The organism is Pelomonas baiyunensis (assembly GCF_043555935.1).
In the GTDB taxonomy this organism is placed as follows: domain Bacteria; phylum Pseudomonadota; class Gammaproteobacteria; order Burkholderiales; family Burkholderiaceae_C; genus Pelomonas; species Pelomonas baiyunensis.
Map to the genome: position 1 here is coordinate 1 of NZ_JBIGIB010000009.1, position 25,899 is coordinate 25,899.

At 69.2% G+C, this 25,899-nt stretch carries 21 protein-coding genes and 1 pseudogene; 7 read left to right on the top strand and 15 right to left on the bottom strand.

Features of this window, described 5'->3' with window-relative positions:
- Nucleotides 1–231 precede the first annotated feature (231 nt).
- Nucleotides 232–435: pseudogene (locus tag ACG01O_RS21840) on the top strand (transposase); the annotation flags it as partial.
- Nucleotides 436–823: 388 nt separating this feature from the next.
- A complete protein-coding gene (locus tag ACG01O_RS21845; RefSeq protein ID WP_394387700.1) occupies nucleotides 824–1,189 on the top strand; it encodes a hypothetical protein in 366 nt (121 codons plus the stop codon).
- A 1,036-nt stretch (nucleotides 1,190–2,225) separates the two neighbouring features.
- On the opposite strand, the gene ACG01O_RS21850 is transcribed toward ACG01O_RS21845, so the two are convergent.
- The 5 genes from ACG01O_RS21850 to dnaA form a co-directional block, all read right to left on the bottom strand.
- Entirely contained in the window at nucleotides 2,226–3,176 is a 951-nt protein-coding gene (locus tag ACG01O_RS21850) for a phosphorothioated DNA-binding restriction endonuclease (protein WP_394387701.1), read from the bottom strand.
- 1 nt (nucleotide 3,177) lies between these two features.
- Nucleotides 3,178–3,558, bottom strand: coding sequence for an HIT family protein (locus ACG01O_RS21855; RefSeq protein ID WP_394387703.1), 381 nt, complete (start codon nucleotides 3,556–3,558; stop codon nucleotides 3,178–3,180).
- A 160-nt stretch (nucleotides 3,559–3,718) separates the two neighbouring features.
- Nucleotides 3,719–6,235, bottom strand: coding sequence for a DNA topoisomerase (ATP-hydrolyzing) subunit B (gene gyrB / locus ACG01O_RS21860; protein ID WP_394387704.1), 2,517 nt, complete (start codon nucleotides 6,233–6,235; stop codon nucleotides 3,719–3,721).
- Nucleotides 6,236–6,316: 81 nt separating this feature from the next.
- Nucleotides 6,317–7,429: a DNA polymerase III subunit beta gene (gene dnaN, locus ACG01O_RS21865; protein ID WP_394387706.1), complete on the bottom strand. Its 1,113-nt coding sequence runs from the start codon at nucleotides 7,427–7,429 to the stop codon at nucleotides 6,317–6,319.
- 281 nt (nucleotides 7,430–7,710) lie between these two features.
- A complete protein-coding gene (gene dnaA, locus ACG01O_RS21870) occupies nucleotides 7,711–9,186 on the bottom strand; it encodes a chromosomal replication initiator protein DnaA (protein ID WP_394387751.1) in 1,476 nt (491 codons plus the stop codon).
- A gap of 285 nt (nucleotides 9,187–9,471) precedes the next feature.
- Between dnaA and rpmH the strand changes: the two genes are divergently transcribed.
- The 4 genes from rpmH to yidC are packed head-to-tail and all read left to right on the top strand — an operon-like array spanning nucleotide 9,472 to nucleotide 12,157.
- Nucleotides 9,472–9,606: a 50S ribosomal protein L34 gene (rpmH, locus tag ACG01O_RS21875; protein ID WP_054021782.1), complete on the top strand. Its 135-nt coding sequence runs from the start codon at nucleotides 9,472–9,474 to the stop codon at nucleotides 9,604–9,606.
- Nucleotides 9,545–10,135: a ribonuclease P protein component gene (locus ACG01O_RS21880; RefSeq protein ID WP_394387707.1), complete on the top strand. Its 591-nt coding sequence runs from the start codon at nucleotides 9,545–9,547 to the stop codon at nucleotides 10,133–10,135. Before rpmH ends, ACG01O_RS21880 begins: the two co-directional genes overlap by 62 nt.
- Nucleotides 10,132–10,446 carry a membrane protein insertion efficiency factor YidD gene (gene yidD / locus ACG01O_RS21885; protein WP_394387708.1) on the top strand — a complete coding sequence of 105 codons (315 nt, stop codon included), beginning with the start codon at nucleotides 10,132–10,134 and terminating at the stop codon, nucleotides 10,444–10,446. The genes ACG01O_RS21880 and yidD overlap by 4 nt, the downstream gene beginning before the upstream one ends.
- Nucleotides 10,439–12,157, top strand: a complete 1,719-nt coding sequence (gene yidC, locus ACG01O_RS21890) for a membrane protein insertase YidC (RefSeq protein ID WP_394387710.1) — start codon at nucleotides 10,439–10,441, stop codon at nucleotides 12,155–12,157. The genes yidD and yidC overlap by 8 nt, the downstream gene beginning before the upstream one ends.
- Nucleotides 12,158–12,339: 182 nt before the next feature.
- Here the strand turns inward: yidC and ACG01O_RS21895 are convergent, their stop codons facing one another.
- From ACG01O_RS21895 to ACG01O_RS21905, 3 genes are all read right to left on the bottom strand, one after another.
- Complete coding sequence (locus ACG01O_RS21895; protein ID WP_394387711.1) at nucleotides 12,340–12,963, bottom strand: hypothetical protein; 624 nt, start codon at nucleotides 12,961–12,963, stop codon at nucleotides 12,340–12,342.
- 494 nt (nucleotides 12,964–13,457) lie between these two features.
- Entirely contained in the window at nucleotides 13,458–16,130 is a 2,673-nt protein-coding gene (locus ACG01O_RS21900) for a serine/threonine-protein kinase (RefSeq protein WP_394387713.1), read from the bottom strand.
- A gap of 33 nt (nucleotides 16,131–16,163) precedes the next feature.
- Nucleotides 16,164–16,715, bottom strand: coding sequence for an ECF-type sigma factor (locus ACG01O_RS21905; protein ID WP_394387714.1), 552 nt, complete (start codon nucleotides 16,713–16,715; stop codon nucleotides 16,164–16,166).
- 46 nt (nucleotides 16,716–16,761) lie between these two features.
- Between ACG01O_RS21905 and mnmE the strand changes: the two genes are divergently transcribed.
- A complete protein-coding gene (gene mnmE, locus ACG01O_RS21910) occupies nucleotides 16,762–18,126 on the top strand; it encodes a tRNA uridine-5-carboxymethylaminomethyl(34) synthesis GTPase MnmE (protein ID WP_394387715.1) in 1,365 nt (454 codons plus the stop codon).
- Nucleotides 18,127–18,147: 21 nt separating this feature from the next.
- Here mnmE and ACG01O_RS21915 read toward each other — a convergent pair whose 3' ends face one another.
- From ACG01O_RS21915 to ACG01O_RS21945, 7 genes are all read right to left on the bottom strand, one after another.
- The gene (locus tag ACG01O_RS21915) at nucleotides 18,148–18,654 is read right to left on the bottom strand and encodes a hypothetical protein (RefSeq protein ID WP_394387716.1); all 507 of its coding nucleotides are present in this window, start codon (nucleotides 18,652–18,654) and stop codon (nucleotides 18,148–18,150) included.
- Between the two features lie 8 nt (nucleotides 18,655–18,662).
- Entirely contained in the window at nucleotides 18,663–19,043 is a 381-nt protein-coding gene (locus ACG01O_RS21920; protein WP_394387718.1) for a hypothetical protein, read from the bottom strand.
- A 61-nt stretch (nucleotides 19,044–19,104) separates the two neighbouring features.
- On the bottom strand, nucleotides 19,105–22,305 hold the full coding sequence (locus tag ACG01O_RS21925) for an efflux RND transporter permease subunit (RefSeq protein WP_394387719.1): 3,201 nt from the start codon (nucleotides 22,303–22,305) through the stop codon (nucleotides 19,105–19,107).
- Nucleotides 22,306–22,315: 10 nt separating this feature from the next.
- On the bottom strand, nucleotides 22,316–23,425 hold the full coding sequence (locus ACG01O_RS21930; RefSeq protein WP_394387720.1) for an efflux RND transporter periplasmic adaptor subunit: 1,110 nt from the start codon (nucleotides 23,423–23,425) through the stop codon (nucleotides 22,316–22,318).
- Nucleotides 23,422–24,045 (bottom strand): hypothetical protein, encoded by a 624-nt coding sequence (locus ACG01O_RS21935; protein ID WP_394387721.1) that lies wholly within the window; start codon nucleotides 24,043–24,045, stop codon nucleotides 23,422–23,424. The genes ACG01O_RS21930 and ACG01O_RS21935 overlap by 4 nt, the downstream gene beginning before the upstream one ends.
- A complete protein-coding gene (locus tag ACG01O_RS21940; RefSeq protein WP_394387722.1) occupies nucleotides 24,042–25,196 on the bottom strand; it encodes a TolC family protein in 1,155 nt (384 codons plus the stop codon). The genes ACG01O_RS21935 and ACG01O_RS21940 overlap by 4 nt, the downstream gene beginning before the upstream one ends.
- Before the next feature lie 227 nt (nucleotides 25,197–25,423).
- A complete protein-coding gene (locus tag ACG01O_RS21945) occupies nucleotides 25,424–25,807 on the bottom strand; it encodes a hypothetical protein (protein ID WP_394387723.1) in 384 nt (127 codons plus the stop codon).
- Between the last annotated feature and the right edge of the window lie 92 nt (nucleotides 25,808–25,899).

Here is a 25,899-nt window from a genome sequence, read left to right on the forward strand (position 1 = left end):
AAACGAGTCAGCGCCGATGATAGTGCGGATTCCCGTGTGAAAGTAGGTCATCGTCAGGCTATTTATTGAAGCCAACCCCCATCAGTGCAAACTGGTGGGGGTTTTGCTTTTGCGGCGCGGGAAATCACGGGCGGGGATATGGCATTCGCTGGGTGCACACATCCCTGACCTGCAACCCGCCACCCGTACCAAGGCAATAGAGAAGAATCCGCGCAACCGAGAGGAAGCGCGATGCGCGAGAGCAGATTCACAGTCGAGCAAGTCATCGGGTTCATCAAACAGGCCGACGCTGGCATGAGCGTGACGGATCTGTGCCGCCGAGAAGGGTTCAGCTCTGCGACCTTCTACAAGTGGCGGGCCAAGTTCGGCGGCATGGAGGCCAGCGACGCCAAGCGGCTGCGCGAGGTCGAAGCCGAGAACAGCAGGCATCGCCGTGCACCGACTCCGCGGTACCACCCACCGAGATTGGCGCGCGCACTGCCGACTATGCATTGCGTGGGTGGCTGGTTGTGTTGGTTGCCCCTGCTGAGTTCTCGCCATGCGACCACCGGCTTTCGCGACGCCCTCTGTCCGGCCCGGAATGCCGCTGGTGATCGCGCCTGCCCCGCCCATTCGTCATCGTCTCGTTGGGCGGTGACAATGCTTAAAGCCTTGGATGACCCGATGCGCAGGGCGCAATCCTGTTAGCGCTTGAGTTGAATGAAGCTCATGCACAGGGTGTGCACCATGGCTGGCGGTCACGCCTCGAGCAAAACTACTCCGCGATGACGAACCACACCGCAAGCGCCCGCTGACGCGAGTGCAGCGCCTGACTCTCACCGCCATGTCCTTTTCCGCATCTGTGCAATTTGACGCTCAAGGTGGGCTGACGCTGAGCTTTAGCGCGCCGTCGGGTTCCAAATTATTGAGCCTGGGTCCATTTCGCAGTGTTTGCCGCCTGGAGGAAGCAGTTGCTCGGCTCTTGCTCAGTGCCCGAGCCGGAGCGCCATTTGTCATCGGCAGCAACGATGGCCTGCTCTTCCTATCCGCCAGCAATCACCGTTGGCGCTTGCCTGTCAGCCATCACGATGCCTCGCTGCACCTCGCCCATTGGGCAACGGCACTGCCCATGCTTTGGCTGGCCGATCAACGGCCGCACGAGCGGCGCCGGTTCGATCTGAGCGGCCCCTTGGCGCGGTTGATGGCGTAGTCGAGGGCGGTCGATGTCCCAGGGGCTCGGCAAACGCGTTGGCGATGAGCTGTACCTGCACCACAGCGCCCTGGCCCTGCACCCCGACAACCAGCTCCGCGCCCTAGCGCAGTCGACCCTCGCGGCCATTCCGCCCTCGGGCCACCCGGCGCCAAACGTCTTTAAGGTCAACCAGCGCCTGGGCCGCGCGTCCTGGCTGGCCTACCCCAATTTCGAGAACGACCCCTTTCCCGCCCTGGCTGTCAGCTGGTCATTCCACTGCAACTCTTTGGCCCCGCCCGCACTGCGCATCTACAGCGAGGGCATCAACCCGCCCATCCTGCACCGCAAAGAGCTGCTCGTCCCGCCCGAGCACCCGCAGCGCGCCGACTGGGCGGCGCTCACCGCCGCCGCCGAATCCTTGGGCCTGTTCGACGACATCAGCACCATCGGCTTTCGGCTGAACTGGGACCAGCGCATCGCCGCCAAGGGCTACCAACTGCAGCGCGGCACCTTCGTTCCCTTGGGCAACGACGACAGCGCCGCCCCGGGCGGCACCGATGGTCTCGACGCCCCCGGCCCCGTGCGCCGGCACCTCACCGCCCTTACGCGCACCGGCTTGTCGGCACCCGTTCAGCTGCTCATCCGCCACGGCCTGCTCACCCCCGCCAAGCCCCTGTTCGACTACGGCTGCGGCAAGGGCGACGACCTCGCCAGCCTCCAAGCCGAGGGCTACACCGTCGCCGGGTGGGACCCGCATTACGCCCCCGACCGCCCGCGCCACGAGGCCCAAGTCGTCAACCTCGGCTTCGTGCTCAATGTCATCGAAGACCCCGCCGAGCGTGTTGAGGCGCTGGCCAACGCCTTTCGCCTAACCACCGGCGTGCTGGCCGTGGCCGTCATGCTGCCGGCCGGGCAGCCCGGCCGCCCCCGGGGGCGACGGCGTCATGACCACCCGCGGCATCTTCCTGATCTAGAGTATCAACACGCGTGCAAGCATGGCGCCGCAAACTGGCGCAGAACGTGCGGTAGCAACCCTAGGACCGCGTACTCGTCGTCAGTTGCAAATAGTCCACCAAGGCTTCTTGAACACCGAATTCATGTTCCAGCTAAGGTATTCCTGCGCGGGCCGGTGTTGCAAGTCCACAGGCAGATAAATAGCTTTGCCGTGGTGCTGCATCGCGCCGCTCAGCCCTCGTTCCCCCGATACAGCGTGCTGACTGAACAGTACCCGATATGAATTCGGTTCGACCGTAAATGCGCCAAGGTCGAATAACTTGTGGTGAAGCGCACAAAGCGATAAGCCATTTGGCTCGACATCAGGGCCCCCCACGTGATGCCACATGATGTGCGCTGCCTCGAGACCTGCGGGAATATGTCCGATGCGTAGGTCAAATCCACATACACAACAGCGGAACTCGTAGGCTCGAAGCACGCGGTCACGAAACTCTCCGCTCCGCCTCCGCTTGGCGGGCTGAGTTACCTGATAGGTTCCCGTTGCTTCGGCCACCCAAGAGGGCTCGTCGAGGTCCACCGCAGCTGCCGCCGCAATATCCTCACGAAGAGTCCCGGGAAAATACTTCTCGAGCACTTTGTGCGCACATGCAGCCACCAAACCAGGCGTAGATCGCAAGCAGGCGTCGACGTCGGGATGAAAACCTCCCGCAACACGATTTGCTCGCAACTCCCCGATATTGGGCGTATTCGCTGCGGGACGATTCAACAGCGCAGCAGGCCCGCTGAGATCCCACAAGGCACCGCCGAGGTCTGTGTGGAGGTGCCAAAAAGGTAGATGGCGCCTGCTTTCTGAGTTGGTTGGCCCGAACTCCAACAGCAGGTTCTTCAGCCGTTGCTCTATTTCGGTAAATTCAGCTAGCCGAGGCTCGCCTCGCTGCACCCGTCCCAGCGATAACAACAGCAATAGCGGCTTGTGCGGCTTATATCCATCGCCAGCTTGCGCAGGGCGAATGGCGTCGAAAGCATTGAGGACTTCAATCGGGCTCTTCACGTCAGCTTCGAGTCCAGTAGTCAGCGTATTCCGGTAATACCCATCGCACACCGCCCCGCGGGTCCGGAACGTCGCCGGCATAGCGAGGAATCAAATGGATGTGCAGATGCGTAACGGTTTGCCCAGCAGCCACGCCATCGTTGACACCAATATTGAAGCCGGCAGGCTGAAACTCTGCAATTGCGGCCGCCCGGGCAGTGTCAAGCAGCGTCATCAGTGCCGTCCGCTCATCTCCGGATGTTTCAAAGAACGAGGCCAGATGCCGTCGTGGGATCACAAGACTATGGCCGCGGGAGACGGGGAATCCGTCGCGTACCCAAACGGCATACTCGTTTTGACCGAGGATACGGCCCGCCGGCAAGTCACAAAAGACGCAGTTCACAGGCCCTCGCAAGCTTAAAGATCATCGCCCCTCGGTAGCAGTGGCAGCGACGTCCTAAAGCTACGGCCGCACGCCATCGGACGCAGGACAAGCGCCACGACTAGAAAGTCGTGGCGCTAGCAGCATGCGCACAATGCTTCCCGGCTCCGATACTGGCCGTTCAAACGTCGATGTTGCCCGCCCGCAAGGCATTGGTCTCGATGAAATCCCGCCGCGGCTCCACCTCATCGCCCATGAGCATCGTGAAGACCTTGTCCGCCTCGATGGCGTCTTCGATCTGCACGCGCAGCAGGCGGCGGACGGTGGGGTCCATGGTCGTTTCCCACAGCTGCTCGGGGTTCATCTCGCCCAGGCCCTTGTAGCGCTGGCGGCCGACGCTGCCTTCGGCCTGGCTCATCAGCCAGGCCATGGCGGCGCGGAAGTCGTCGACCTTGGCTTCCTTGGCCTTCTCGCCTTCGCCCTTGCGCACGACCGCGCCCGGCTTGATCAGGCCCTGGAAGCTCAGGCCGGCGTCGGCCAGCACTTCGTAGTCAGCGCCGTGCACGAAGTCGGCGCTGATGACGCTGGCACGTACGTTGCCGTGGTGGATGCGCGCGATCTTCAGGAACAGCTTGTCGGTGCGCGGGTCGGTTTCCACCGTGACCTCGGCGTTGTGCAGCGCGGCCTTGAGTGCAGCGGCGCTGGCCTCGGCTTCATCGCGCGCGTCGAGTTTCAGCGCCAGGCCGTTGGCCAGCACGTGCAGGGCTTCGATGTCCATCCAGTTGGACAGGCGCTCGATGACGCTCTGCGCGGTGACGTATTTGCGGGCCAGCGTGTCCAGCGCGTCGCCGGTCAGCGTGGTGCCGGCGCCGGTGTCGAGGTGGGCGTCTTGCAAGGCGACCTTGAGCAGGAAGGCGTCGAACTCGTGGCCGTCCTTCAGGTACTGCTCATGCTTGCCGACCTTGACCTTGTAGAGCGGCGGCTGCGCGATGTAAATGTGGCCGCGCTCCACCAGCTCGGGCATCTGGCGGTAGAAGAAGGTCAGCAGCAGGGTGCGGATGTGGGCGCCGTCCACGTCCGCGTCGGTCATGATGATGATGCGGTGGTAACGGAGCTTGTCGGGGTTGAAGTCGTCCGTGCCGGCGCCGCGGCCGATGCCGGTGCCAAGCGCCGTGATGAGCGTGATGATTTCGTTGCTGGTCAGCAGCTTTTCATAACGCGCCTTCTCTACGTTCAGGATCTTGCCGCGCAGTGGCAGGATGGCCTGGAACTTCCGGTCGCGGCCCTGCTTGGCGGAGCCGCCGGCGGAGTCACCCTCCACGATGTAGATCTCGCACTGGGCGGGGTCTTTTTCCTGGCAGTCGGCCAGCTTGCCGGGCAGGCCCAGGCCGTCGAGCACGCCCTTGCGGCGCGTCATCTCGCGGGCCTTGCGGGCGGCCTCGCGGGCGCGGGCGGCGTCGAGGATCTTGCCGCAGATGGTCTTGGCGTCGAGCGGGTTCTCGAGCAGGTAGTCGGTCAGCAGGCGGCTGACGATGTCTTCCACCGGCGCGCGCACTTCCGACGAGACCAGCTTGTCCTTGGTCTGTGAGCTGAACTTGGGCTCGGGCACCTTCACCGAGACCACGCAGGCCAGGCCTTCGCGCATGTCGTCACCGGCGACTTCGACCTTGGCCTTCTTGGCCAGCTCGTTGTCCTCGATGTACTTGTTGATGACGCGAGTCATCGCGGCGCGCAGGCCGGTCAGGTGGGTGCCGCCGTCGCGCTGCGGGATGTTGTTGGTAAAGCAGAGGACGTTCTCGTTGAAGCCGTCGTTCCACTGCATGGCCACTTCGACGCCGACCGTGGTGCCCTGCTCGGACACCTTCTCGCCCACGGCGTGGAAGATGTTGGGGTGCAGGGTCGTCTTGCCCTTGTTGATGAACTCGACGAAGCCCTTCACGCCGCCGGCGTAGGCGAAGTTGTCTTCCTTGTTGGTGCGTTCGTCGACCAGGCGGATCTTGACACCGTTGTTCAGGAAGGACAGCTCGCGCAGGCGCTTGGCGAGGATGTCGTAGTGGTAGTCGTTGTTCTCTTTGAAGATCTCGGTGTCGGGCAGGAAGTGGACTTCCGTGCCGCGCTTGTCGGTCTCGCCGATGACCTTCATGGGGCGCGTTTCCACGCCGTCGACCATGACGCTTTCGCCGTTCTGCGGGATGCCCTTGGCGAACTCCAGGAAGTGAACCTTGCCGCCCTGGCGCACGGTCAGGCGCAGGAACTTGGACAGGCCGTTCACGCAGGACACGCCCACGCCGTGCAAGCCGCCCGACACCTTGTATGAGTTCTGGTTGAACTTGCCGCCAGCGTGCAGCTCGGTCAGCGCGATCTCGGCGGCCGAGCGCTTGGGCTCGTGCTTGTCGTCCATCTTGACGCCGGTGGGGATGCCGCGGCCGTTGTCGATGACGGAGATGGAGTTGTCGGTGTGGATGGTGACGACGATGTCGTCGCAGTGGCCGGCGAGGGCCTCGTCGATGGAGTTGTCGACGACTTCGAAGACGAGGTGGTGCAGGCCGGTACCGTCCGAGGTGTCGCCGATGTACATGCCCGGGCGCTTGCGCACGGCCTCCAGGCCTTCCAGGATCTGGATGGAGCTGGCGTCGTAGGCGGCAGGCGCTTGCGGGGCCGGTGCGGGGACGTTCTCGGGGGTGGCGCTATCGCTCATCGGGGACTTTCAGGAAACTCTTGAAACGGCAAGGCGGGCCCCGTGGGCCCGCCTGCTAGGCATGCGGTCGTCTGGGTGGCGTCAGATCCGCATCGGCATCACGACGTACTTGAAGCCGGTGGTGTCGGGAATGGTGAGCAGCGCGCTGGAGGCGCTGTCGTTGAGGTCGATGCACACCATGTCCTGGCTCATGTTGGACAGCGCGTCCATCAGGTAGGTCACGTTGAAGCCGGTCTCGATCTTGTCGCCGCCGTAGTCGATCTCGATCTCTTCCTTGGCCTCTTCCTGCTCGGCGTTGCTGGACGCGATGGACAGCAGGCCCGGCTCGAAGGTCAGGCGCACGGCCTTGAACTTTTCGCTGGTCAGGATGGCGGCGCGCTGCAGGCTGGACAGCAGCGGTGCGCGGCCCAGGGTCAGGCGGAACTTGTGGTTCTTCGGGATGACGCGGTTGTAGTCGGGGAACTTGCCCTCGACCAGCTTGGTCACGAACTCCATGCCGCTGAACGAGAACTTGGCCTGGTTGCCGGCGAAGCGCATCTCGATCGCGTCGTCGTCCTTGCCGTCCTTCAGCAGGCGCTGCAACTCCAGCACCGTCTTGCGCGGCAAGATGACTTCCTGCTTGGGAATGTCGACCTCCAGCTCGGCCTGGGCCAGCGCCAGGCGGTGGCCGTCGGTGGCCACCAGCGTCAGGTTCTTGCCTTCGGCGACGAACAGGATGCCGTTGAGGTAGTAGCGGATGTCGTGCACCGCCATCGCGAAGTGCACCTGGTTGATCAGGCCCTTCAGCGCCTTCTGCGGCACGCTGAAGGCGGGGCCGAAGTCGGCGGCTTCCTGCACCAGCGGGAAGTCGTCGGCCGGCAGCGTCTGCAGCGTGAAGCGGCTCTTGCCGCCCTGCAGCGTCATCTTGTTCTGGTTGCTGGTCAGGCTGACCGTTTGGTCGCTGGGCAGCGCGCGCAGGATGTCGATCAGCTTGCGGGCGCCAACGGTGGTGTTCAGGTTGCCGGCGTCGCCATCGAACTGCACCGTGGTGCGCACCTGGATCTCGAGGTCGCTTGTGGTCAGCTCCACCTGGTTGCCGGTCTTGCGGATCAGCACGTTGGCCAGGATCGGCAGCGTGTGACGCCGCTCGACGATGCCGGACACCGCCTGCAACGCGGTGAGCACCTGATCCTGGGGAGCTTTCAAAACGATCATGGAGACCTCTTCGGAGGGGATCTGAGGGAAGAAACTTCGTCCAGGGCCTGGCCCTGAGACCGCGCGCGCGCGTGAGGCAGCGATTGTCGCCCGGAACCTGGGCCCTGCCGGGAGACATGCCAAAGCTGCAGGCTACGGGTCAACCCGAGTTTTTGGGCCGAGCGCCGGCCAGCTCCCAAACCGGCCCGTCTTGGCGGTGTGCTTGACGGTCCATCCGTCAAGCATCGCCGTCCCCCTCGGGGATCGTCCAAGGGACGCCTTGGACCCGGGGTTAACAGCCCTCAGCCCTTCAGCGTCTGTTCCAGCACGTGCAGCTGCTGGTTCAGCTCGGTGTTCTTCTGCCGCTCGCCGCCGATCTTGCGCACCGCGTGCAGCACCGTGGTGTGGTCGCGCCCGCCGAACAGCTCGCCGATCTCGGGCAGGCTCTTCTGCGTCAGCTCCTTCGCCAGGTACATCGCAATCTGGCGCGGCCGGGCGATGCTGGCCGGGCGCTTCTTGGAGTACATGTCGGCGACCTTGATCTTGTAGAAGTCGGCCACCGTCTTCTGGATGTTTTCCACACCGATCTGGCGGTTCTGGATGGACAGCAGGTCCTTCAGCGCCTCTCGCGCCAAGTTGATGCTGATCTCCTTGTGCGAGAACTTGGCGTAGGCCAGCACCTTGCGCAGCGCGCCCTCCAGCTCGCGCACGTTGGCACGCACGTTCTTGGCGATGAAGAAGGCCACGTCCTCGGGCATGGGCGTGCCCTCGGCCTCGGCCTTCTTGATCAGGATGGCCACGCGCATTTCCAGCTCGGGCGGCTCGATGGCCACCGTCAGGCCGGCGTCGAAGCGGCTGGTCAGGCGCTCGTCGATGTCCACCAGCCCCTTGGGGTAGGTGTCCGACGTCATGATGATGTGCGCCCGCTTGGCCAGCAGCGCCTCGAAGGCGTTGAAGAACTCTTCCTGCGTGCGGTCCTTGCCGGCGAAGAACTGCACATCGTCGATGAGCAGCAGGTCCAGCGAGTGGTACTTGGCCTTGAGCTCGTCAAAGGTCTTGCGCTGGTAGTTTTTGACGACGTCCGAGATGAACTGCTCGGCGTGCAGGTAGAGCACGCGGGCGTCCGGCCGGTCCTTCAGCAGTGCGTTGCCCACGGCGTGGATCAGGTGGGTCTTGCCCAGGCCCACGCCGCCGTAGATGAACAGCGGGTTGTAGGTCACGCCCGGCGCGCCGGCCACGTGCAGCGCGGCGGTGCGGGCCATTTGGTTGGCGCGGCCGGGCACCAACGTGTCGAACGTCAGTTGCGGGTTGATGCGGTGCTTGGCCGAAGCCGGCGCCTGCGACGGCAGCACGATGGCGCTGGCGCTGGCGGCGGCCGCCGCGGCAGGCTTGGGGCCTGGGCCGGCCGGTTCGATGGGCAATGCGGCTTGCTGCGGCAGGGCTGCAGGCGCCGCAGCTGCCGGTGCAGCACCGGCACTGCCGGGCTCGCGGGCGGCCAGGGCCAGTTCCAGCCGCGTCGGGCGGCCGGCCAGGTCGGTCAGGATGGCTTCGATGCGCGGCGCGTACTGGCGGCGAATCCAGTCGCGCTTGAAGTGGTTGGGCACCTTCAGCGTGGCCACCAGCACGTCGCCGGCGGCTTCGCCGGACACGGTGGCCGCCGGCAGGGGCCGGATCCAGGTGTTGAACTGCTGCTCGGGCAGCTCCGTAGCCAGGCGCTCACAGCCGCGCCGCCACAGGTCGGCCGCCCAGTCCACCGAATGCGCGCCGCCTGGCTGCATCCCGTCCGCCCCGTTCTGTTCTTGTAGGCTCATTGTGGAAAACTTGTTTCTGAGCACCCGGATTGTACGGAAGAGGCGCCCCCTGAGGCGAGGTTATCCACAGATTTCGGAAGGGGGTCAATCCCTGGCAAACCCGCCTTGAGACTCGGGAGTTATTGACCGCCGGCGCGGCATCTGATGTAATCGCGGGTTTTCGCGCACTGGCGGCCATTTGACGCTGTGCGCTTTTTTGTCGGGCGCCAACCGCTGTGCCCGGCCAGCACACACCCTCAAGAGAGGTATCCCATGAAGCGTACTTACCAAGCCTCCAAGACCCGCCGCGCCCGCACCCACGGTTTCCTGGTGCGCATGAAGACGCGTGGCGGCCGTGCCGTCATCGCTGCTCGCCGCGCCAAGGGCCGCAAGCGTCTGGCTGTCTGAGCCTCGTGACGACGCCTGGCGCGTCGTCGCCTCCGGGCACCCCATGATCGGCAAGCTGCAACGCCCGATCGATTTCGAGCGCGTGCTCGGCCATCCCAGCCGGGCGCGCAGCGCGCACTTCGCGTTGCATCATCTGCCCGCCAACCCGGCGCCCAGCGCCTGGCACGCGGCGCAGCTGAAAGCCGATCAGGCCAAGTTATCAACAGGCGAGTCACAGCCTGTCCACAGCGCTGTGGAATCTTCCCCGCCCCGCGGGCCGCAAGGCTGCTGGGTGGGCATGGTCGTTCCCAAGCGCCATGCGCGCCGTTCGGTGACGCGCCAGCTCTTGAAGCGCCAGATTCGCGCCGCATTTGCGGAGCGGCCCGGCGTTCCGCCCGGGATGTGGGTGGTGCGTTTGCGTTCGCCGTTTGACCGTCAGAAGTTCCCCAGCGCGGCGTCCGACGCGCTGCGTGCCGCGGCGCGCGCCGAGCTGGCCCAGTTGCTGGACCGCGCGCTCAAGCCCCGGCCGGTGGTTGAGGCGGCCGCATGAGCGCCAGCTTGCCGGCGCGTGCGCTGATGGCGCTGGTGCGCGGCTATCGGCTGTTGCTGAGCCCCTGGCTGGGCAATGCCTGCCGGTTCGAACCCACCTGTTCTCGCTACGCGCTGACCGCGCTGGAGCGCCACGGCGCGCTGGCCGGCAGCGGCTTGACCGTCTACCGGCTGCTGCGCTGCCACCCGTTCTGCGCAGGCGGGCACGACCCGGTGCCTGACAATCCGCCGCGGCTGTTTTCGCGCCTGCTCTCTCCGGTCTCCCCGGCGCCCTGTGCGCCGTCCTCTTCTCCCGAGTCCCCTCATGACTGATATTCGCCGCACCGTGCTGTGGGTGGTGTTCACCGCGTCCCTGTTCCTGCTGTGGGATGCCTGGCAGAAGCACAACGGGCATCCCTCGATGTTCAGCCCCGCCCCGCGCGTGAGCGCTGCTGCGGCTGCGCCGGGTGCCTCGGCCGCGACGGGCGTGCCCGCCGCCACGGTGGCTGGCGCGGCCAGCACCGCGGTGGCCGCTGCACCGGCTGCGGCACCGTCGGAGCAGGTCACGGTGAAGACAGACGTGCTGACGGTGACCGTGGACACGCTGGGCGGCGACATCGTGCGCGCCGAGCTGCCCCAGTACCTGACCTCGCCGGACCCGACCGTCACCGATCAGCTGCTGCAGATGGTGCACCTCAAGCAGCCGGCGCCGTTCACGCCCGAGCCGGTGGTGCTGTTCAACGCCGCGCAGCACTACCGCGCGCAGACCGGCCTGGTCGGTGCCCAGGGCCCGCTGCCCACGCACACCACGCCCATGACGGCGGTGGCCGGCGAGCGTGAACTGAAGGACGGCCAGGACGAAGTGAAGCTGCGCCTGGAGTCGGCCGAAGTCGGCGGCGTCAAGCTGATCAAGACCTTCACCTTCAAGCGCGGCGCGTACACCGTGGGCGTCACGCACGAGGTGGTCAACGCCGGCACCGCGCCGGTCACGCCGCAGGTCTACCTGCAGCTGGTGCGCGACGGCTCCACCGTCACCGGCGGTGCCGCCTTCACGCCCAGCTTCACCGGCCCGGCCGTCTACAACGACAAGACCAAGTTCAAGACCCTGAAGTTCGAAGACATCGACAAGGGCAAGGTCGACATCGAAAAGACCGCCAACGACGGCTGGGTTTCGATGGTGCAGCACTACTTCGCCAGCGCCTGGCTGGTGAACGAGCCGGGCAACCGCGAGTTCTTCGTGCGCAAGCTGCCGGGTCAAGCCGGCGTGCGTGCCGACACCTATGCCAGCGGCATGGTGTTCACGCTGCCGACGCTGGCGCCGGGTGCCAGCACCACGCAGTCCGCCACGCTGTTCGCCGGCCCGCAGGAAGAGAACAAGCTTGCCAAGCTGGCTCCGGGCCTGGAGCGCGTGAAGGACTACGGGATGCTGACCATCCTGGCCGAGCCGCTGTTCTGGCTGCTGGACAAGTTGCACGGCTTCATCGGCAACTGGGGCTGGACCATCGTCGCGCTGGTGCTGTTGCTCAAGATTGCCCTGTACGGCCTGAATGCCAGCGCCTACAAGTCCATGGCCAAGATGAAGGCCCTGGCGCCGCGCATCAACGACCTGAAGGAGCGCTACAAGGACAAGCCGCAAGAGATGCAGCAGGAAATGATGCGCATCTACCGCGAAGAGAAGGTCAACCCCATCGGCGGCTGCCTGCCCATCTTCCTGCAGATGCCCATCTTCATGGCGCTGTACTGGGTGCTGCTGTCCACGGTGGAAATGCGCCAGGCGCCGTGGATTTTCTGGATCACCGACCTGTCGGTGCGTGACCCCTACTTCATCCTGCCGCTGCTGATGATGGCGTCCAGCCTGTTCCAGGTCTGGCTCAACCCGCCGGCCGCCGACCCCATGCAGCAGAAGATGATGTGGATCATGCCGGTGGCCTTCGGCGTCATGTTCTTCGTGTTCCCGGCCGGCCTGGTGCTGTACTGGCTGACGAACAACATCCTGTCGATCGCCCAGCAATGGATGATCAACCGGCAGCTCGGTGTGAACTGAGTCACGCCGGCTGAAGCGGCCCCCGCTCGCGGGGGCTTTTTTTCGTCCGTGCGCAGCGCTTCAATGCAGGGGCGGGGGCAGCACCACGGCCCCGCGCGGCCTCATGAGAGCGCTGCGCGCCGGGCCTCCCCCCGCGCCGCCGCCCCGGGTTGGGCCCGGGCGGCGCAGACTCGCTGCAGGCGTCAGCCCTGCACGAAGGCGAACACGTTCACCGTGCCGTCGGGCTTGGTGGCCCGGTGCACGATCACCTGCTTGATCAGCGCGCCCGCCGGCACCGCGTACAACGTCCAGCGGATCACCGTGCCGTTGCCCAGCGTCAGGCCGCTGGTGCTGAAGGCCTGCTGCACCTGGGCGGTGGTGAACGGGGTGACCGAGTTGTCGGTGGCGTCCTGCACGTTGGCAGATTTGTCAGCGCCGAACGTGAGTTGCGTGGCGCCGCTGGCCACGCCGCGGGTCGCGTCGCACTCCATCGACTGGAAGGCCACCGCATTGGCCACCATCACCGGCGCCATGGCCGGGCTGAACACGGTGGCGCCGGTGTCCGAGCGCACGGCCAGCGCGCGCGCCTTGTCCGACCCCTGCACGCAACTCAGCAGCAGGTTCTGCGCGAAGCGGGCCGATGCGTTGCCGTTGAGTGCTGCGCCAGTGCTGTCGGCCCAGGCGATGTTGGCGAAGCTGTCGGTGGTGGTGAGCTGAAACGTGCTGCTGACGGCAATGCACTGGCTGGCCGCCGAGCTGCTGGCGCCGTAGTAGGTGGCCGAGCGCGGCGTGGCGGCGATGGAGCCGCTGGCGTAGACGTCGTACATCGGCGTGAGCCACGAGCTGCCGCTGCACAACGACGGCGCGGGGGAGGGGGCCGGGGCCGGTGTGGGCGCCGGTGCCGGCGCAGGCGTGGGGGCCGGCGTCGGTGCAGGAGCCGGAGTCGGTGCCGGAGTGGGGGCGGGCGTGGGCGCTGGGGTGGGTGCCGGAGCGGGTGCTGGCGTTGGGGCTGGCGTCGGTGCAGGAGTCGGCGCGGGCGTTGGCGCGGGTGTTGGCGCCGGGGCCGGGGTGGGTGCCGGAGCGGGCGTGGGCACCGGCTCGGGTGTCGGAGCCGCATCGCTGCCGCCGCCGCCGCACGCCGCCAAGGCCGCCGCCATGCCTACGCTCCAGGCCAGGTTTGAAATCTTCTTCATTGCCAGTTCTCCTTGATTGCACGAGGCGGCCCTGGCGGGATTGCCAGGGCCTTCAGCTGCATTCACGAGATCCGGCGCCGAGAAGCGCCATGGCGTTTGAAAAAAATCCTGCCCGCCGGGCGCGCAGCTCAGGGCGTGCCCAGCAGGCCCAGCGGGGTGGTCCAGTGCGTCGAGCCGCCGGCACGCTGCAATTGCGCCCGCAGGCGCTCGGCGCTGGCGAGGTCGTCCGCCGTCAGGGCCTGGGCGGCGCGCAGTTGGGCGAAAGCCTGGGCGCGGGGCGTGACGATGCTCGGGTCGTCCAGCCGCAGCACCTGGCGCCACTGCGCGGCCGCCTCGTCGCGGCGGCCTTGCGCCGCCAGCCACTCCCCCTCGCGCAGCGCAATCGCCGCATGCCGCGCGGGCACCTGGGCGAAGAACTTCTGGGCCACGCCGCGCGCCTGGTCCAGCAGGGCGCGGGCGCGGTCCAGGTCGCCCCGGTGCACCGCGTCAGCGGCGCAGGCCTGTTGCAGGCGCAGCCGCAGCGCCGGTTGCGGGGCCTGGACGTCCCGGCCCCAGCGCTCGCAGCCCCGGTGCAGGGTGTCCCAGTCGCCGGACTGCTGGGCCACATCCAGCGCCGTGGCCTCCACCGTGAGTGCGAACGCCGCCATCGCCTGGTTGGCCGGCAGGGTGGTGATGCGGCGGGCCTCGGCCACGTGGGCGCGGGCTTCGTCCACCTGGCCCGCGGCCATGGCCAGCAGCGCGAGATTGGCCTCGCCCCGGGCCAGGATCACCACGTCGGGCCCCATGGCCTTGCGCAGCACCTGCAGGCCGTGGCGAATCAAGGTGCCCGCCTCGGCGGGGCGCTGCGTGAACAGCGCGACTTGGCCCACCTGGTCTTCCGACGCCGCGGTTTTCCAGTCGTCCGCGCCCCGCTGGGCCCGGTTGGCCTGCACGCCTTGCATGCCGGCCTGGTAGGCCGCTTCCATCTCGCCCCGGCCCAGGTGCGCCACCAGCAGCTGCTCGTACACGGTGCCCAGCAGGTTGGGGCCGGGCAGGGGTTGCAGCAGGCGGGCGGCGGTGGTCAGGTGCTCGATGTCGGCCGCCTCGGGCGCGTGCATGCGGGCGCTGAAGCCGCCCAGCGTCAGGTGCGCCAGCGCCAGCCGCTGCGGGTCGGTTTCGCCCAGGGCCTGGTAGATGGCCAGCGCTTCGGTCGCGGCCTTCAGGCCGTCGGCGTAGCGGCCGGCGCTTTCCCACAGGTCCCGCTGGCCGAGCAGGGCGTCGGCATAGGCGCGGCTGCGGGTGCCGTGCAGCCGCTCGGCCTGGTGCACGCGCTCCTCCGCCAGCTGGCGAGAGAGTTCCGGCAGGCCCAGCTGCTGGGTCAGCGTGCCCAGGTCCACCAGCAGTTGCTCGCGGGCCAAGGGTTCGTCTTGCAGCGAGCCGAGCACGCGCCGCGCGCCGTCTTCAATCAGCTGGCGGGCGGGCACGTCGCGGTGCCGGGTGTCCGGCTGCGCTTCCCGCAAGGGGTTGAACAGCCCGGTCAAGAATTCCACCATCGCCCCCGAGCGCCGCGCCTCCTGGCGGGCGTCGCTGGCCGCGCGCAGCGCCCAGCCCGTGGTGCCCACCAGGGCCAGCACCGCCAGCGTGGAGGCGCCCACGGCCCAGCGGTGCCGGGCGATGACGCGGCCCGCGCGGTAGCGCCAGGACGGTGGCCGGGCCAGCACCGCCTCACCAGCCAAGTGGCGGCGCAGATCGGCGGCCAGCGCGTCCATCGTGGCGTAGCGGCGTGCGGGTTCCTTGGCCAGCGCCTTCCGCACGATGGCGTCCAGGTCGCCTCGCAAGGCCTTGCGCGTGGCCGCATCACGCGTGGCGGTGGACGGCGCAGGCGGCTCGGCCTCCAGCACCGCGCGCTCCAGCGCATGGCGCGAGGCCGGCGCGGCAGCCGCGTAGGGGCTGGCGCCGCTGAGCAGCCGGTAGGCCAGCACGCCGAAGGCGTACACATCGCTGGCAATGCCGGGCTCCTCGCCGCGCACCTGCTCGGGCGAGGCGTACTCGGGCGTCATGGGGCGCTGGCCCAGCTGCGTCAGCGCGGTGGCGTCTGTCTCGGCGGCCAGGCTGCGGGCGATGCCGAAGTCCAGCAGCCGCACGGCGCCGTCGTCCTGCACCATCACGTTGGCGGGCTTGATGTCCCGGTGCAGCACCAGGCGGCTGTGGGCGTACTGCAGCGCGTCGGCCACCTGCAGCAGCAGCGCCACGCGCTCGGGCACGCTGGCGTGGCGCGCCTCGCACCAGCCCAGGATGTCGCGGCCGGCCACGCACTCCATGGCCAGCCAGGGCAGGCCTTGGGCGTCCACGCCGGCGTCGTACAGCCGCGCGATGCCGGCGTGCTGCAGGCGGGCCAGCAGGTCGCGCTCGCGCTTCAAGCGCTCCAGCCAGCCGGGGGCCGGGCTGTGCGGCAGCTTGAGGGCCACCTCGCGCTGGAAGTCGCCGCTGTGCGGGCGCGCCCGCCACACGCTGGCCATGCCGCCGCGGCCGAGTTCGTCCATCAACACCCACGGGCCCACCTGCTGGCCGGTTTGCCAGGGCGGGTTGCCACCGCCCTCGGGGCCTGTCGTGCCGCCCGCCAGGCTGGCGGGTTGGCTCAGGAAGCCGGCGTCGGCAGCCGCCAACTCGGCCTGCAGCAGGCGCTCCAGTGTGGCGCGCCAGCGCTGGTGCTCGGGCGGCAAGGTGTCCAGAAACGTCGGGCGGTCGGCCGGCGGCAGGGCCAGGGCAGCGTCCAGCAGCGGCTCAACGGCCTGCCAGTCGGCGGCGGATAAAGCGGTCATGGCAAGGAGGGGGGCGGCAGCGCCCCGGCAAGGTCAGTCGTTCAGAGAGGCCCACAGCAGGGCGCGGGCCTTTTGCCAGTCGCGTTGCACCGTGCGGCGCGACTGGCCCAGCGCCTCGGCGCATTCGGTCTCTTCCAGGCCGACGAAGAAGCGCAGCTCGACCAGCCGGGCCAGGCGCGGGTCTTGCCGCTCCAGCTCCGCCAGGGCGTCGTGGATCTGCAGGTACTCGTCGTCCCGGTGGGCCAGCGTGGGCAGTTCGTCCAGCGGCACGTGGGTAGCGCCGGCGCCGCGCTGCTGGGCCTGGCGGGCGCGGGCGTAGTCCACCACGATGGAGCGCATCACCGTGGCCGCGTAGGCCATGAAGTGCGCGTGCGTCATGCCGTGCCAGCCGGCCTGGTGCGCCAGCTTCAACCAGCCCTCGTGCACCAGGGCCGTGGTGTCCAGCAGCGTGAGCGGGCCGCTGCGGCGCAGGCGCTGGCGGGCCAACTGGCGCAGTTCGCGGTACAGGGCCTCGCGGTGGGTGGGGTCCAGCACCAGGGCGGCGGCCGGTGGGGCGCAGTCGGGGGCAGATTCGGTCGGGGTCACGGGCAGAGGGTGGGCTTCGGGGCGGCAGAGGTTCGACAATGCCGCCATGCTGTCTCGCCATGCCGACCCCATCGCCGCCATCGCCACCGCTCCCGGCCGCGGGGCGGTGGGCATCGTGCGCGTGTCTTCACCGCAAGACCTGACCCCATTGATCTTAGCCCTGTGCGGCCGGGAGCTGCGCGCCCGCGAAGCGAGCTATTTACCGTTTCGCGACGCCGCCGGCCAGCCCATCGACCATGGCCTGGCGCTGCACTTCCCGGCGCCACATTCCTACACCGGCGAGCACGTGCTGGAGCTGCAGGCGCACGGCGGCGCGGTGGTGATGCAGCTGCTGCTGGCGCGCGTCATCGAGGCGGGCCTGGATGTGCGGCTGGCCGAGCCCGGCGAGTTCACGCAGCGCGCCTTCCTGAACGGCAAGCTCGACCTGGCGCAAGCCGAGGCCGTGGCTGATCTGATCGACGCCAGCACCGAGGCCGCCGCGCGCAGCGCCAGCCGGGCGCTGGGCGGCGCGCTCAGCCACGAGGTGGGCGTGCTGCGTGACCAGCTGATCCAGCTGCGCATGCTGGTGGAGGCCACGCTGGACTTCCCCGAGGAAGAAATCGACTTCCTGGAAAAGGCCGACGCCTTCGGCCGGCTGGACCGCCTGACCGCGCAACTGAGCGCCGTGCAAGCCCGCACCCGCCAGGGCGCGCTGCTGCGCGACGGCCTCAAGGTGGTGCTGGCCGGCCAGCCCAACGTGGGCAAGAGCTCGCTGCTCAACGCGCTGGCAGGGGCGGAGCTGGCCATCGTCACGCCCATCCCCGGCACCACGCGCGACAAGGTCAGCCAGACCATCCAAATCGAAGGCGTGCCGCTGCACATCACCGACACCGCCGGCCTGCGCGACGAGACGGCCGACGAGGTGGAGCGCATCGGCGTGTCGCGCAGCTGGGACGCGATTGCCGACGCCGACGTGGTGCTTTTCCTGCACGACCTGGGCCGCGTGGGCGAGGCCGGCTACGAGGCCGAGGACGAACGCATTCGCGCGCGGCTGGCCGGGGTGGACGCGGGCCGCATCGTGCAGGTGTTCAACAAGACCGACCTGGGCACCGCGCCGGCCGGCGAGATTGCGCTGAGCCTCAAGACCGGCGCGGGCCTGGAGGCGCTGCGCCAGCGCTTGCTGGCCACCGCCGGCTGGCAGGCCGTGCCCGAGGGTTTGTTCATTGCCCGCGAGCGCCACGTGCAGGCCCTGGCGCGCACCGCCGAGCACCTGGCGCTGGCCCGCGAGATCGCCCAGCAGCGCGACGCCGCGCTGGACCTGCTGGCCGAGGAACTGCGCCTGGCGCACGACGCGCTGGGCGAGATCACCGGCGCCTTCTCGGCCGACGAACTGCTGGGCGTGATCTTCAGCAGCTTCTGCATCGGCAAGTAGCGCGCCGGGTTCGAGGGGGCCTCAGGGCTGCCCGCCGTGTCGCACCAGTCGCTTGTAGAAACCGGTCACGGTGAGCGTCACCGACACCGGGGTGGTGCCGCGGTTTTTCCAGAACCAGCCGTGCGTGCCCGCGAAGGGCGGCAGCAGCGTGCCGGCACCCTCGCGCTGCGCGGCCTCGATGTCGTAGCTGGTGTACTCGGATTGCGCGTCGGGGCGCTCGCCGTGCAGGTCCACCGCCACGTCGGCACTGGCCTGCCAGTGAAACACCAGGCCTTGGCCGCCGTCCATCTCGGCCTGCACCTCGGCGCCCTTGCCGGGCTTGAGCGTCACGGTCACGGTCTCCGTGCGGGGGGCCGTGGCGGCGGGCTTGAGGGCCTGGGCGTCAAACGACTGGCCGGCTTGGGGGCCGAACACCGCATGGGCTTTGGCCGTGAGCGCGGCGTTGGTGCGGGGGGCTTCGTCCGCCGCGGCGAGGGTGCTGGCCGAGAGCAGGCAGGCCGCAGCGGCCAGGTGCAGGCAAGGGTTCATCAGCCGCCTCACTTCACGGTGAACCGCACGGTGGCGGTCTTGCCTTCGACGTTCTGGAGCACCGCCACGACTTTGGCGCCCTTCTCGATCTTCACGCCGGTGGCGCGCAGCTTGTTGCCGTCGGTGGCCTTGAGGTCGACCTCGGTTTTCTGCGCGCCGTTCAGCACGGTCAGCTTGCCGGAGATGCCCTTGGAGGGCATGTCTTCGTCGTGGTCCACGAGGTAGAGGGTGGCGCCATCGGCCTCCACCACCAGTTCGAAGTTCACGTCATTGGCGACCTGCACGATGCCGCCGTGGCGTGGGGCCGACGAGCCGTGCGCCATCACGGGGTTCGCCCCCAGGGCGCACGCGGCCAGCAGGGCGGCGATCAGGAGTTGCGGTGTCTTCATGGGTTCTTCTCCACTTCATGCGCGGCGCGCTTGCACAGGCGGCGCCGCTGGGCCCTGGGGTTCAAAACGCGTCCTGGGATGCCGCAGCCGGGTCGGCAGCGTCCAGCGCCAGCAGTCGTTGCAGCGGCTTCTCGCCGACCCGCCAGAAGATGACCGGCGTGAGCACGGTGTCCAGCAGTGTCGAGCTGATGAGGCCGCCGAAGATGACCACCGCGACCGGGTGCAGGATTTCCTTGCCGGGCTCGTCGCTGGCCAGCAGCAGCGGCATCAGCGCAAACGCGGCCACCAGGGCGGTCATCAGCACCGGCGTGAGCCGTTCCAGCGAGCCGCGCACGATCATGGCCTGGCCGAAGCGCTCGCCCTCGAACCGGCACAGGTTGATGTAGTGGCTGACCTTGAGGATGCCGTTGCGCGTGGCGATGCCAGCCAAGGTGATGAAGCCCACCATCGTGGCCACGGACAGCGTCACGCCGGCCACCCACATCGCCGCCACGGCACCGATCAGCGCGAGCGGGATGTTGGCCATGATGACGCCCGCCAGCCGCGCCGAGCGGTAGCGCGAGTACAGCACCAGGAACATCAAGGCCAGCGACACGGCCGACAGCGCCGCGATGAGCCGGGTCGCCTGTTCCTGCGCCTGGAACTGGCCCTCCAGGCTGACGAAGGCGCCCGTGGGCAGGGCGGCCTTGTCGATCACCGCGCGGATGTCGGCAATCACCCGTCCCATGTCGCGGCCATCGGTGTTGGCGTACACGACGATGCGCCGCCGGCCGTTCTCGCGGCCGATCTGGTTCGGCCCGTCGGCCTCTTCCACGGTGGCGATGCTGGACAGCGGCAGCCGCCCGGCCGGCGTGTCGATGAGCGTGCGGGCCAGGTCCTGCGGGCTGCGCTGGTGGTCGGGCAGCCGCAGCACCAAGTCGTAGCGGCGCGGTCCGTCCACGATCTGTGCGCCGTGGGCGCCGTCGGTCAGGGTCTGCAACACGCGCACGGCTTCGCCGGGTGACAGCCCGGTCTGGGCCAGCCGGCGCGGGTCCAGCCGCACGGCGATCTGCGGAATGAGCACCTGCTTCTCCACCGTCAGGTCCACCAGGCCGGGCACGCCGCTCAAGCCGGCACGCATCTGCTCGGCCAGGCCGCGCAGCGTGTCGGTGTCGTCGCCGTAGATCTTCACGGCGATTTGCGCGCGCACGCCCGAGAGCAGGTGGTCCAGCCGGTGCGAGATGGGCTGGCCGATGGCCACCTGCGCCGGCAGCGTGGCCAGTTGGGCGCGGATGCGGGCCATCACGGCTTCGCGGTCCACCGGCCGGCCGCTGCGGCGCAGGTCGACATCGATCTCGGTCGAGTGCACGCCCTCGGCATGCTCGTCCAGCTCGGCGCGGCCGGTGCGCCGGCCCACCTGCGTCACCTCCGGCACCTGGGCGATCAGCGTCTCGGCCAGCGCGCCCATGCGGTTGGCCTCGGCCAGCGAGGTGCCCGGGTTGAACATCAGCGACAGCACCAGCGAGCCCTCGTTGAACGCGGGCAGGAAGGCCCGTGGGAAGAAGGGCACGCTGGCCGCGGCGGCGGCCACGGCCAGCACCGCGCCGCCGAGCAGCAGCCGGGCGCGCGGGAACGACCAGGCCAGCAGCCGGCCGTCCCAGTCCTTGAGCCACGTCACCAGCGGGCTGTCGCCATGCTGCAGCCGTTTCATGCCCGGCAGCAGGTAGGCGCTCAGCACCGGCGTGACCGTCATGGACACCAGCATCGACGCCAGGATGGACACGATGTAGGCGATGCCCAGCGGCGTGAACAGCCGCCCCTCGATGCCCGGCAGCGCGAACAGCGGCACGAACACCAGAACGACGATCAGCGTCGCGTAGACGATGCCCGTGCGCACCTCCACGCTGGCCTCGCGCACCACCGCCAGCACGGGGCGCGGCTCGGGCAGCGCGCGGTTCTCGCGCAGGCGGCGCTGGATGTTTTCCACATCCACCACCGCATCGTCCACCAGCTCGCCCACCGCAATCGCCAGGCCGCCCAGGGTCATCACATTGATGGACTGATCGAGCAGCCGGAACACCAGCGCCGTGACGGCCAGCGACAGCGGAATGGCGACCAGCGAGATCAGGGTGGTACGCGCCGACAGCAGGAAGGCGAACAGCACGATGGCCACCATGATGGCGCCGTCGCGCAGCGCGCCCGTCACGTTGGAGAGGGAGGCCTCGATGAAGTCCGCCTGGCGGAACAGCACCCGCGGCGCGCTCAAGCCCTGGGGCAGGCCGGCCTTCAGCTCGCCCAGCGCGGCCTCGATCTGACGGGTCAACTGCACCGTGTCGGCCGCCGGGGCCTTTTGCACGCTGACGATGACGGCCGGTGCGCCGGCGTAGCCCGCATCGCCCCGTTTGAGGGCCGGCGCGAAGCGCACCCGGGCCACCTGCTCCAGCAGGATGGCGCGGCCGTCCTTGAAGGCCACGGCCACGCCTTGCAGGTCGTCCACGCGGTTGGTGCGGCCCAGGTGGCGGATCAGGTATTCCCGGCGGTTCAGGTCGATGAAGCCGCCGCCGGCGTTGCTGGCAAAGCCACGCAGGGCTTGCTCGACCTGCGTCAACGACACACCGAGATGGGCCATGCGGGCGGTGTCGGGTTCCACGCGCAGCGTGCGCACCTCGCCGCCGATGGGAATGACCTGGGACACCCCGTGGATGGCCAGCAGGCGCGGCCGCAGCACGAAGTCAGCGTACTCGCGCGCCTGCATCGGCAGGGTGCCGGGCCCCTCTCCGGGCCTGCTGGGCAGCGGCCCGGTGCCCGGCACCGCGCCGGGCCCAGGCGCCGCGGGCGCCCCGCTCAGCGGCAGCGCGATCAGCATGACCTCGCCCATGAGGGACGACACCGGCCCCATCACCGGCGTCACGTCGCCCGGCAGCTGGCCGCGCAGCTGTGCCAGCCGCTCGGCCACCAGCTGGCGGTTGCGGTAAATGTCGGTGCCCCAGTCGAACTCGGCGTAGACGATGGACAGGCCCACACCCGAGGTGGAGCGAACGCGCGTGATGCCCGGCATGCCGTTGAGCGCCGTCTCCAGCGGCACGCTGACGAGCTGCTCCACCTCTTCGGGCGCCATGCCGCCGGCCTCAGTCAGCACGGTGACCAGGGGCTTGTTCAGGTCGGGGAAGACGTCAACCGGTGTGCGCCACGCGATGTGGCCCCCGTAGGCCATCAGCAGCGCGGCAATGGCCAGCACGAAGAGCCGGTTGCGCAGGCTGGTGAGAACGATCCAATTGAACATGGCCGTCTCCTCAGCGGATCTGCGCGATCAACGGCGCACCCTGCACCACGACCCGGTTGTCGGCCGCCAGGCCGCGGGTGACCAGCACGGTCTTCGCGTCCAGCGGCAGCACCTGCACCGGCTGCGGCACGTAGCGCTCGGCGCCGGTCTTGATCCAGACCACCGGCTCGTTCACCGGGCTGCGCACCACCGCCTCGGCTGGCAGCACGATGCCCGGGCGGCGCTCGTTCAGCGCGACGATGACGCTCACCGTCTGGCCCACCGCGAGCGGCACGGCCTGCTCGCCCCGCACGCGAAAGCTCAGCGGCAGCGTGCCATCGCGCAGCGCCCGCGGCACACCGGCCAGTTGAAGGGTCACGCCGCTCACGCCAGCCAGCGCAGCGCTGGCGATGCGCGAGCCCAGGGTGACGTCGGGCGTCTGTGCCTCCACCATCAGCCGCGTCGGGTCGACGATCTCCACCAGCACATCACGTGCATCGATGACCTGGCCGGCCACCAGTTCGGTGCGGGCGATGACGCCGGACACGGGGGCCCGCAGCGGCTCGCGGGCGTCCAGGCTGGCGGCGATGCTGCGCTCGCGCGCGGCCCACGCATCGGCCTCCAGGCGGGCCGCGTCGATCTCCTTGCGCGGCACCGTGCCTTCCAGCCCCTCCAGCCGCTTCAAGCGCTGTTCGGCCAGCTGTCGGCCGGCACGCAGCTCGGCGCGCTGGGCCTCCTGGTTGGCTTGGGAGAAGGGGTCGGCATGGTGGTGCAGCCAGGCGAGGATGTCTCCCTGGCGCACCGCCTGGCCGGGCACCGGCAGGCCCTGGGGGCCGGGCGCGATGCGGCCGCCATGGCTGGCCTGCACGCGGCCGCTGGCGTTCGGGTCTTGCACCACGCGGCCGGGCAGCTCCAGCGTGGCGGCGGCTTGCGTTTGCGGCGCCAGCAGCGTGCGCACGCCCAGTCGTCGCTGCGCCAGCTTGGGCACGTTGACGCTGCCGTCGGGCAGGCGGGCCAGCCCCGAGGCGTTGGCGGCGCCGGGGGCGTCGAGGTGTTCACCGTTGGGGCCGTGGGCCCCGGGGCCGGCCCCGGCGGCGAGGGCGGCCAGCAGCAGGCCGAGGGTGATGAGCGGGCGCTTCATGCCTGGCCTCCTTGCCCAGTCATGGCGCCGGTGCGACGGCGCCATGCGGCGAGGGCGACGAACACCGCCGAAGCGATGCCCACGCCCGTCCAGAACTTGCGTGAACCGCTGACGTGTTCGTGCGCGGGGTCGTGGTCGTCCTCACCGGCGTGCTCGTGCGGCGCTTCGGTGGCGGCGTGGGCCTGTGCGGCACTCACCTTCAGGGTGGCGTCCAGCAGGTCGGTCTCGTCGCCGTGGATGACGGTGATGACGAGCGGGTGCTCGCCCGGCGAGGCCAGCAGTTTCAGCAGGGCCTCGTCGGCGACGGCGTAGTCGCCGATGTCGTCGTGGAAGGGCGCGGGGGCCTTGAGACCGCCGCTTTCCACCTCCACCCGGGCTTTGAGCACCGGCTCGTTGGTGGCGAAACGGTCGATGAGCATCGAGAACTCGCCGCCGCCGAGGCTGCCGACGAGCTCGAACTGCTCGGTTTTGGCTTCGATGCGCGGGCGGCTGTGGGCGGGCGCGGCTGCGGTGGCTGGGGCGTCCAGATGTTCACCGTTGGGGCCGTGGGCGCCCGGGCCGGCAAAGGCTGTGGCGCAGGCCGTCAGGGCGAGGGCGGCCATCCGTTGAGGGCGTGTCATGGGAGCAGTCCTTGGGCTTGTAGGAGGCGGGCTTGCGCCAGGCGCAGTTGCACCGCCTGGCGGTCGCGGGCGGCTTCGGCCTGGGCGGCGGCGTCGAGCGCGCGCAGCAGTTCCGGCAGCGGGGCTTCGCCCGCCTGGAAGGCCTTGTCGATGTGCTGGGCCCGGGTGCGCAGCAGCGTGGCGCGCTGGGCTTCCAGCTGCGTGAGGGCTTGGGCGGCGTGCCACTGGCCGCGGGCCAGTGCCAGGTCGGCGGCCAGGCGGTCACGGGTGCGTTGCTGGTGTGTCAGCGCCAGGTCCACCTCGGCCAGCGCCGCGGCGATGCGGGGCTGCGCCTGCGCACCCGCACCGAACGGCAGGCGCAAGGCGATGCCGACGCTGTGCTGCGTGGGGCTGCCCGTGCCGGGCCGCTCCTGGCGCAGGTGCACCCCGAGCTCGGGGTTCTCGCCGCGCTGGGCTTGCACCAGGGCGAGCTTGCGCTGCGCGCGTTCGACGGCGCGGGCTGTCAGTTGCAGCTCGGGGTGGGCATCGTCCAGCGGCGCGCCGGCATCGGGCCGTTCGGGCTCAGGCTCGGCCGCGAGGGCCCAGCCGGTCAACAGCTGCCACTGGGCCTGCTGCTGGCGCAGTTTCTGCTGCGCGTCCGCCGCCTGGGCCTGGCTGGCCAGCCATTCGGCCCGCGCAGCCAGAGCATCGGCCGGTGCCAGGTCACCGGCCTGGACGCGGCGGTCCACGTCGTCCGCCAGGCGCTGCAGCAGTTGAGCGCGCAGCGTCGCGAGGCCTTGCTCCGCCTCCAGGCTGAGGAGCAGCCCCAGGGCTTCACGCACCTCGCCGGCCAGGCGCAGGCGTGCGGCCTGCTCGGCCGCCTGGGCCCAGTCCAGCTCGGCCTGGGCGGCGTCGCCCGCTGTGGCACGGGCACCCAGGCGCCACAGCGGCAGGGCCACGCCCACTTCGGTTTCGCGCTGGCCGTCAGCGGCGGGGCCGCGGCCTTGCCGCTGGGCCACCTGCAGGGCTGGCGGGGCCGCGAGCCAGCTGCGGGCAGCCGCTTCGTCGGCGCGGGCCACGCGCTGTTGGCCTTGGGTTTGCGTGGCGTCGAGGGAGCGCTGCCAGGCGGCGTCCAGCGCCTGCGCGAGGCTGGGGCGTGTGGCTGCGGGCACCGCGGATGGAACAGAGGGAGCGGGCTGGGGCGGGGCGGCATAGCCGGGCAGGTTGGCGGCCAAGGCGCCACCAACGAGCCATGGAACAAGCCATGGATGAAGTTTCACGAGAGTCCTGATGCAAGAAGACAGCAATGCACCCGGAGCCGGCACAGGGCCGGTCGGGTCACGGTGTGCAATGCCCGGGCCACAGACGGCTGCGCGTCACGCGCCGGCTGCGGTCGGGATCAGGACCGGTGTTTGGGGGGGCGTTCAGGCCCGGCCAGGCAGGCCGAGGGGGGCGTGGCCGCAGGGGCGGCGGCTGGCATCTGCGGGGGCAGCGAGGGCAGCGTCAGGTCCGTGACGCCCAGCAGTGCCGGGGCGCACAGGCTGGCATCGTTGGCCAGGTGCTGGGCGGATGCCAGCGAGTGGTCGGCGTGGGTCGCGTCGGAGGCGTCACCGTCGTGACCGGTGTCGTGGTCGTGGTGGTGGGCCTCGCCCTCGAAATGCATCACGGCGTGTTCGTGCTGCGGTTCTCCGGCGTCGGTCATCAGCACGGCCACGCCGGCATGCGCCAGTGCCTGCCAGCACAAGCACAGCATCAGCAGAATGGTCGTGAACCCCCGGCGCATGCCGACAGTCTAGCGGTCGCGCCCCGCGCGTGGGCGGCCGAGGGGGGCCGTCCGGTCATCCGCTGGCCGCGCCGCTGCGTTCTGGAGGGGCC

Bases quoted from the DNA above. Each gene is read 5' to 3' on its own strand.
- yidD (WP_394387708.1), top strand. From the start codon at position 10,132: ATGAGCGCCAGCTTGCCGGCGCGTGCGCTGATGGCGCTGGTGCGCGGC.
- ACG01O_RS21935 (WP_394387721.1), bottom strand. From the start codon at position 24,045: ATGACACGCCCTCAACGGATGGCCGCCCTCGCCCTGACGGCCTGCGCC.
- ACG01O_RS21925 (WP_394387719.1), bottom strand. From the start codon at position 22,305: ATGTTCAATTGGATCGTTCTCACCAGCCTGCGCAACCGGCTCTTCGTG.
- ACG01O_RS21895 (WP_394387711.1), bottom strand. From the start codon at position 12,963: ATGTACGACGTCTACGCCAGCGGCTCCATCGCCGCCACGCCGCGCTCG.
- yidC (WP_394387710.1), top strand. From the start codon at position 10,439: ATGACTGATATTCGCCGCACCGTGCTGTGGGTGGTGTTCACCGCGTCC.
- ACG01O_RS21920 (WP_394387718.1), bottom strand. From the start codon at position 19,043: ATGAAGACACCGCAACTCCTGATCGCCGCCCTGCTGGCCGCGTGCGCC.
- ACG01O_RS21900 (WP_394387713.1), bottom strand. From the start codon at position 16,130: ATGACCGCTTTATCCGCCGCCGACTGGCAGGCCGTTGAGCCGCTGCTG.
- ACG01O_RS21930 (WP_394387720.1), bottom strand. From the start codon at position 23,425: ATGAAGCGCCCGCTCATCACCCTCGGCCTGCTGCTGGCCGCCCTCGCC.
- ACG01O_RS21845 (WP_394387700.1), top strand. From the start codon at position 824: ATGTCCTTTTCCGCATCTGTGCAATTTGACGCTCAAGGTGGGCTGACG.
- dnaA (WP_394387751.1), bottom strand. From the start codon at position 9,186: ATGCAGCCAGGCGGCGCGCATTCGGTGGACTGGGCGGCCGACCTGTGG.
- ACG01O_RS21945 (WP_394387723.1), bottom strand. From the start codon at position 25,807: ATGCGCCGGGGGTTCACGACCATTCTGCTGATGCTGTGCTTGTGCTGG.
- dnaN (WP_394387706.1), bottom strand. From the start codon at position 7,429: ATGATCGTTTTGAAAGCTCCCCAGGATCAGGTGCTCACCGCGTTGCAG.
- rpmH (WP_054021782.1), top strand. From the start codon at position 9,472: ATGAAGCGTACTTACCAAGCCTCCAAGACCCGCCGCGCCCGCACCCAC.
- mnmE (WP_394387715.1), top strand. From the start codon at position 16,762: ATGCTGTCTCGCCATGCCGACCCCATCGCCGCCATCGCCACCGCTCCC.
- ACG01O_RS21915 (WP_394387716.1), bottom strand. From the start codon at position 18,654: ATGAACCCTTGCCTGCACCTGGCCGCTGCGGCCTGCCTGCTCTCGGCC.
- gyrB (WP_394387704.1), bottom strand. From the start codon at position 6,235: ATGAGCGATAGCGCCACCCCCGAGAACGTCCCCGCACCGGCCCCGCAA.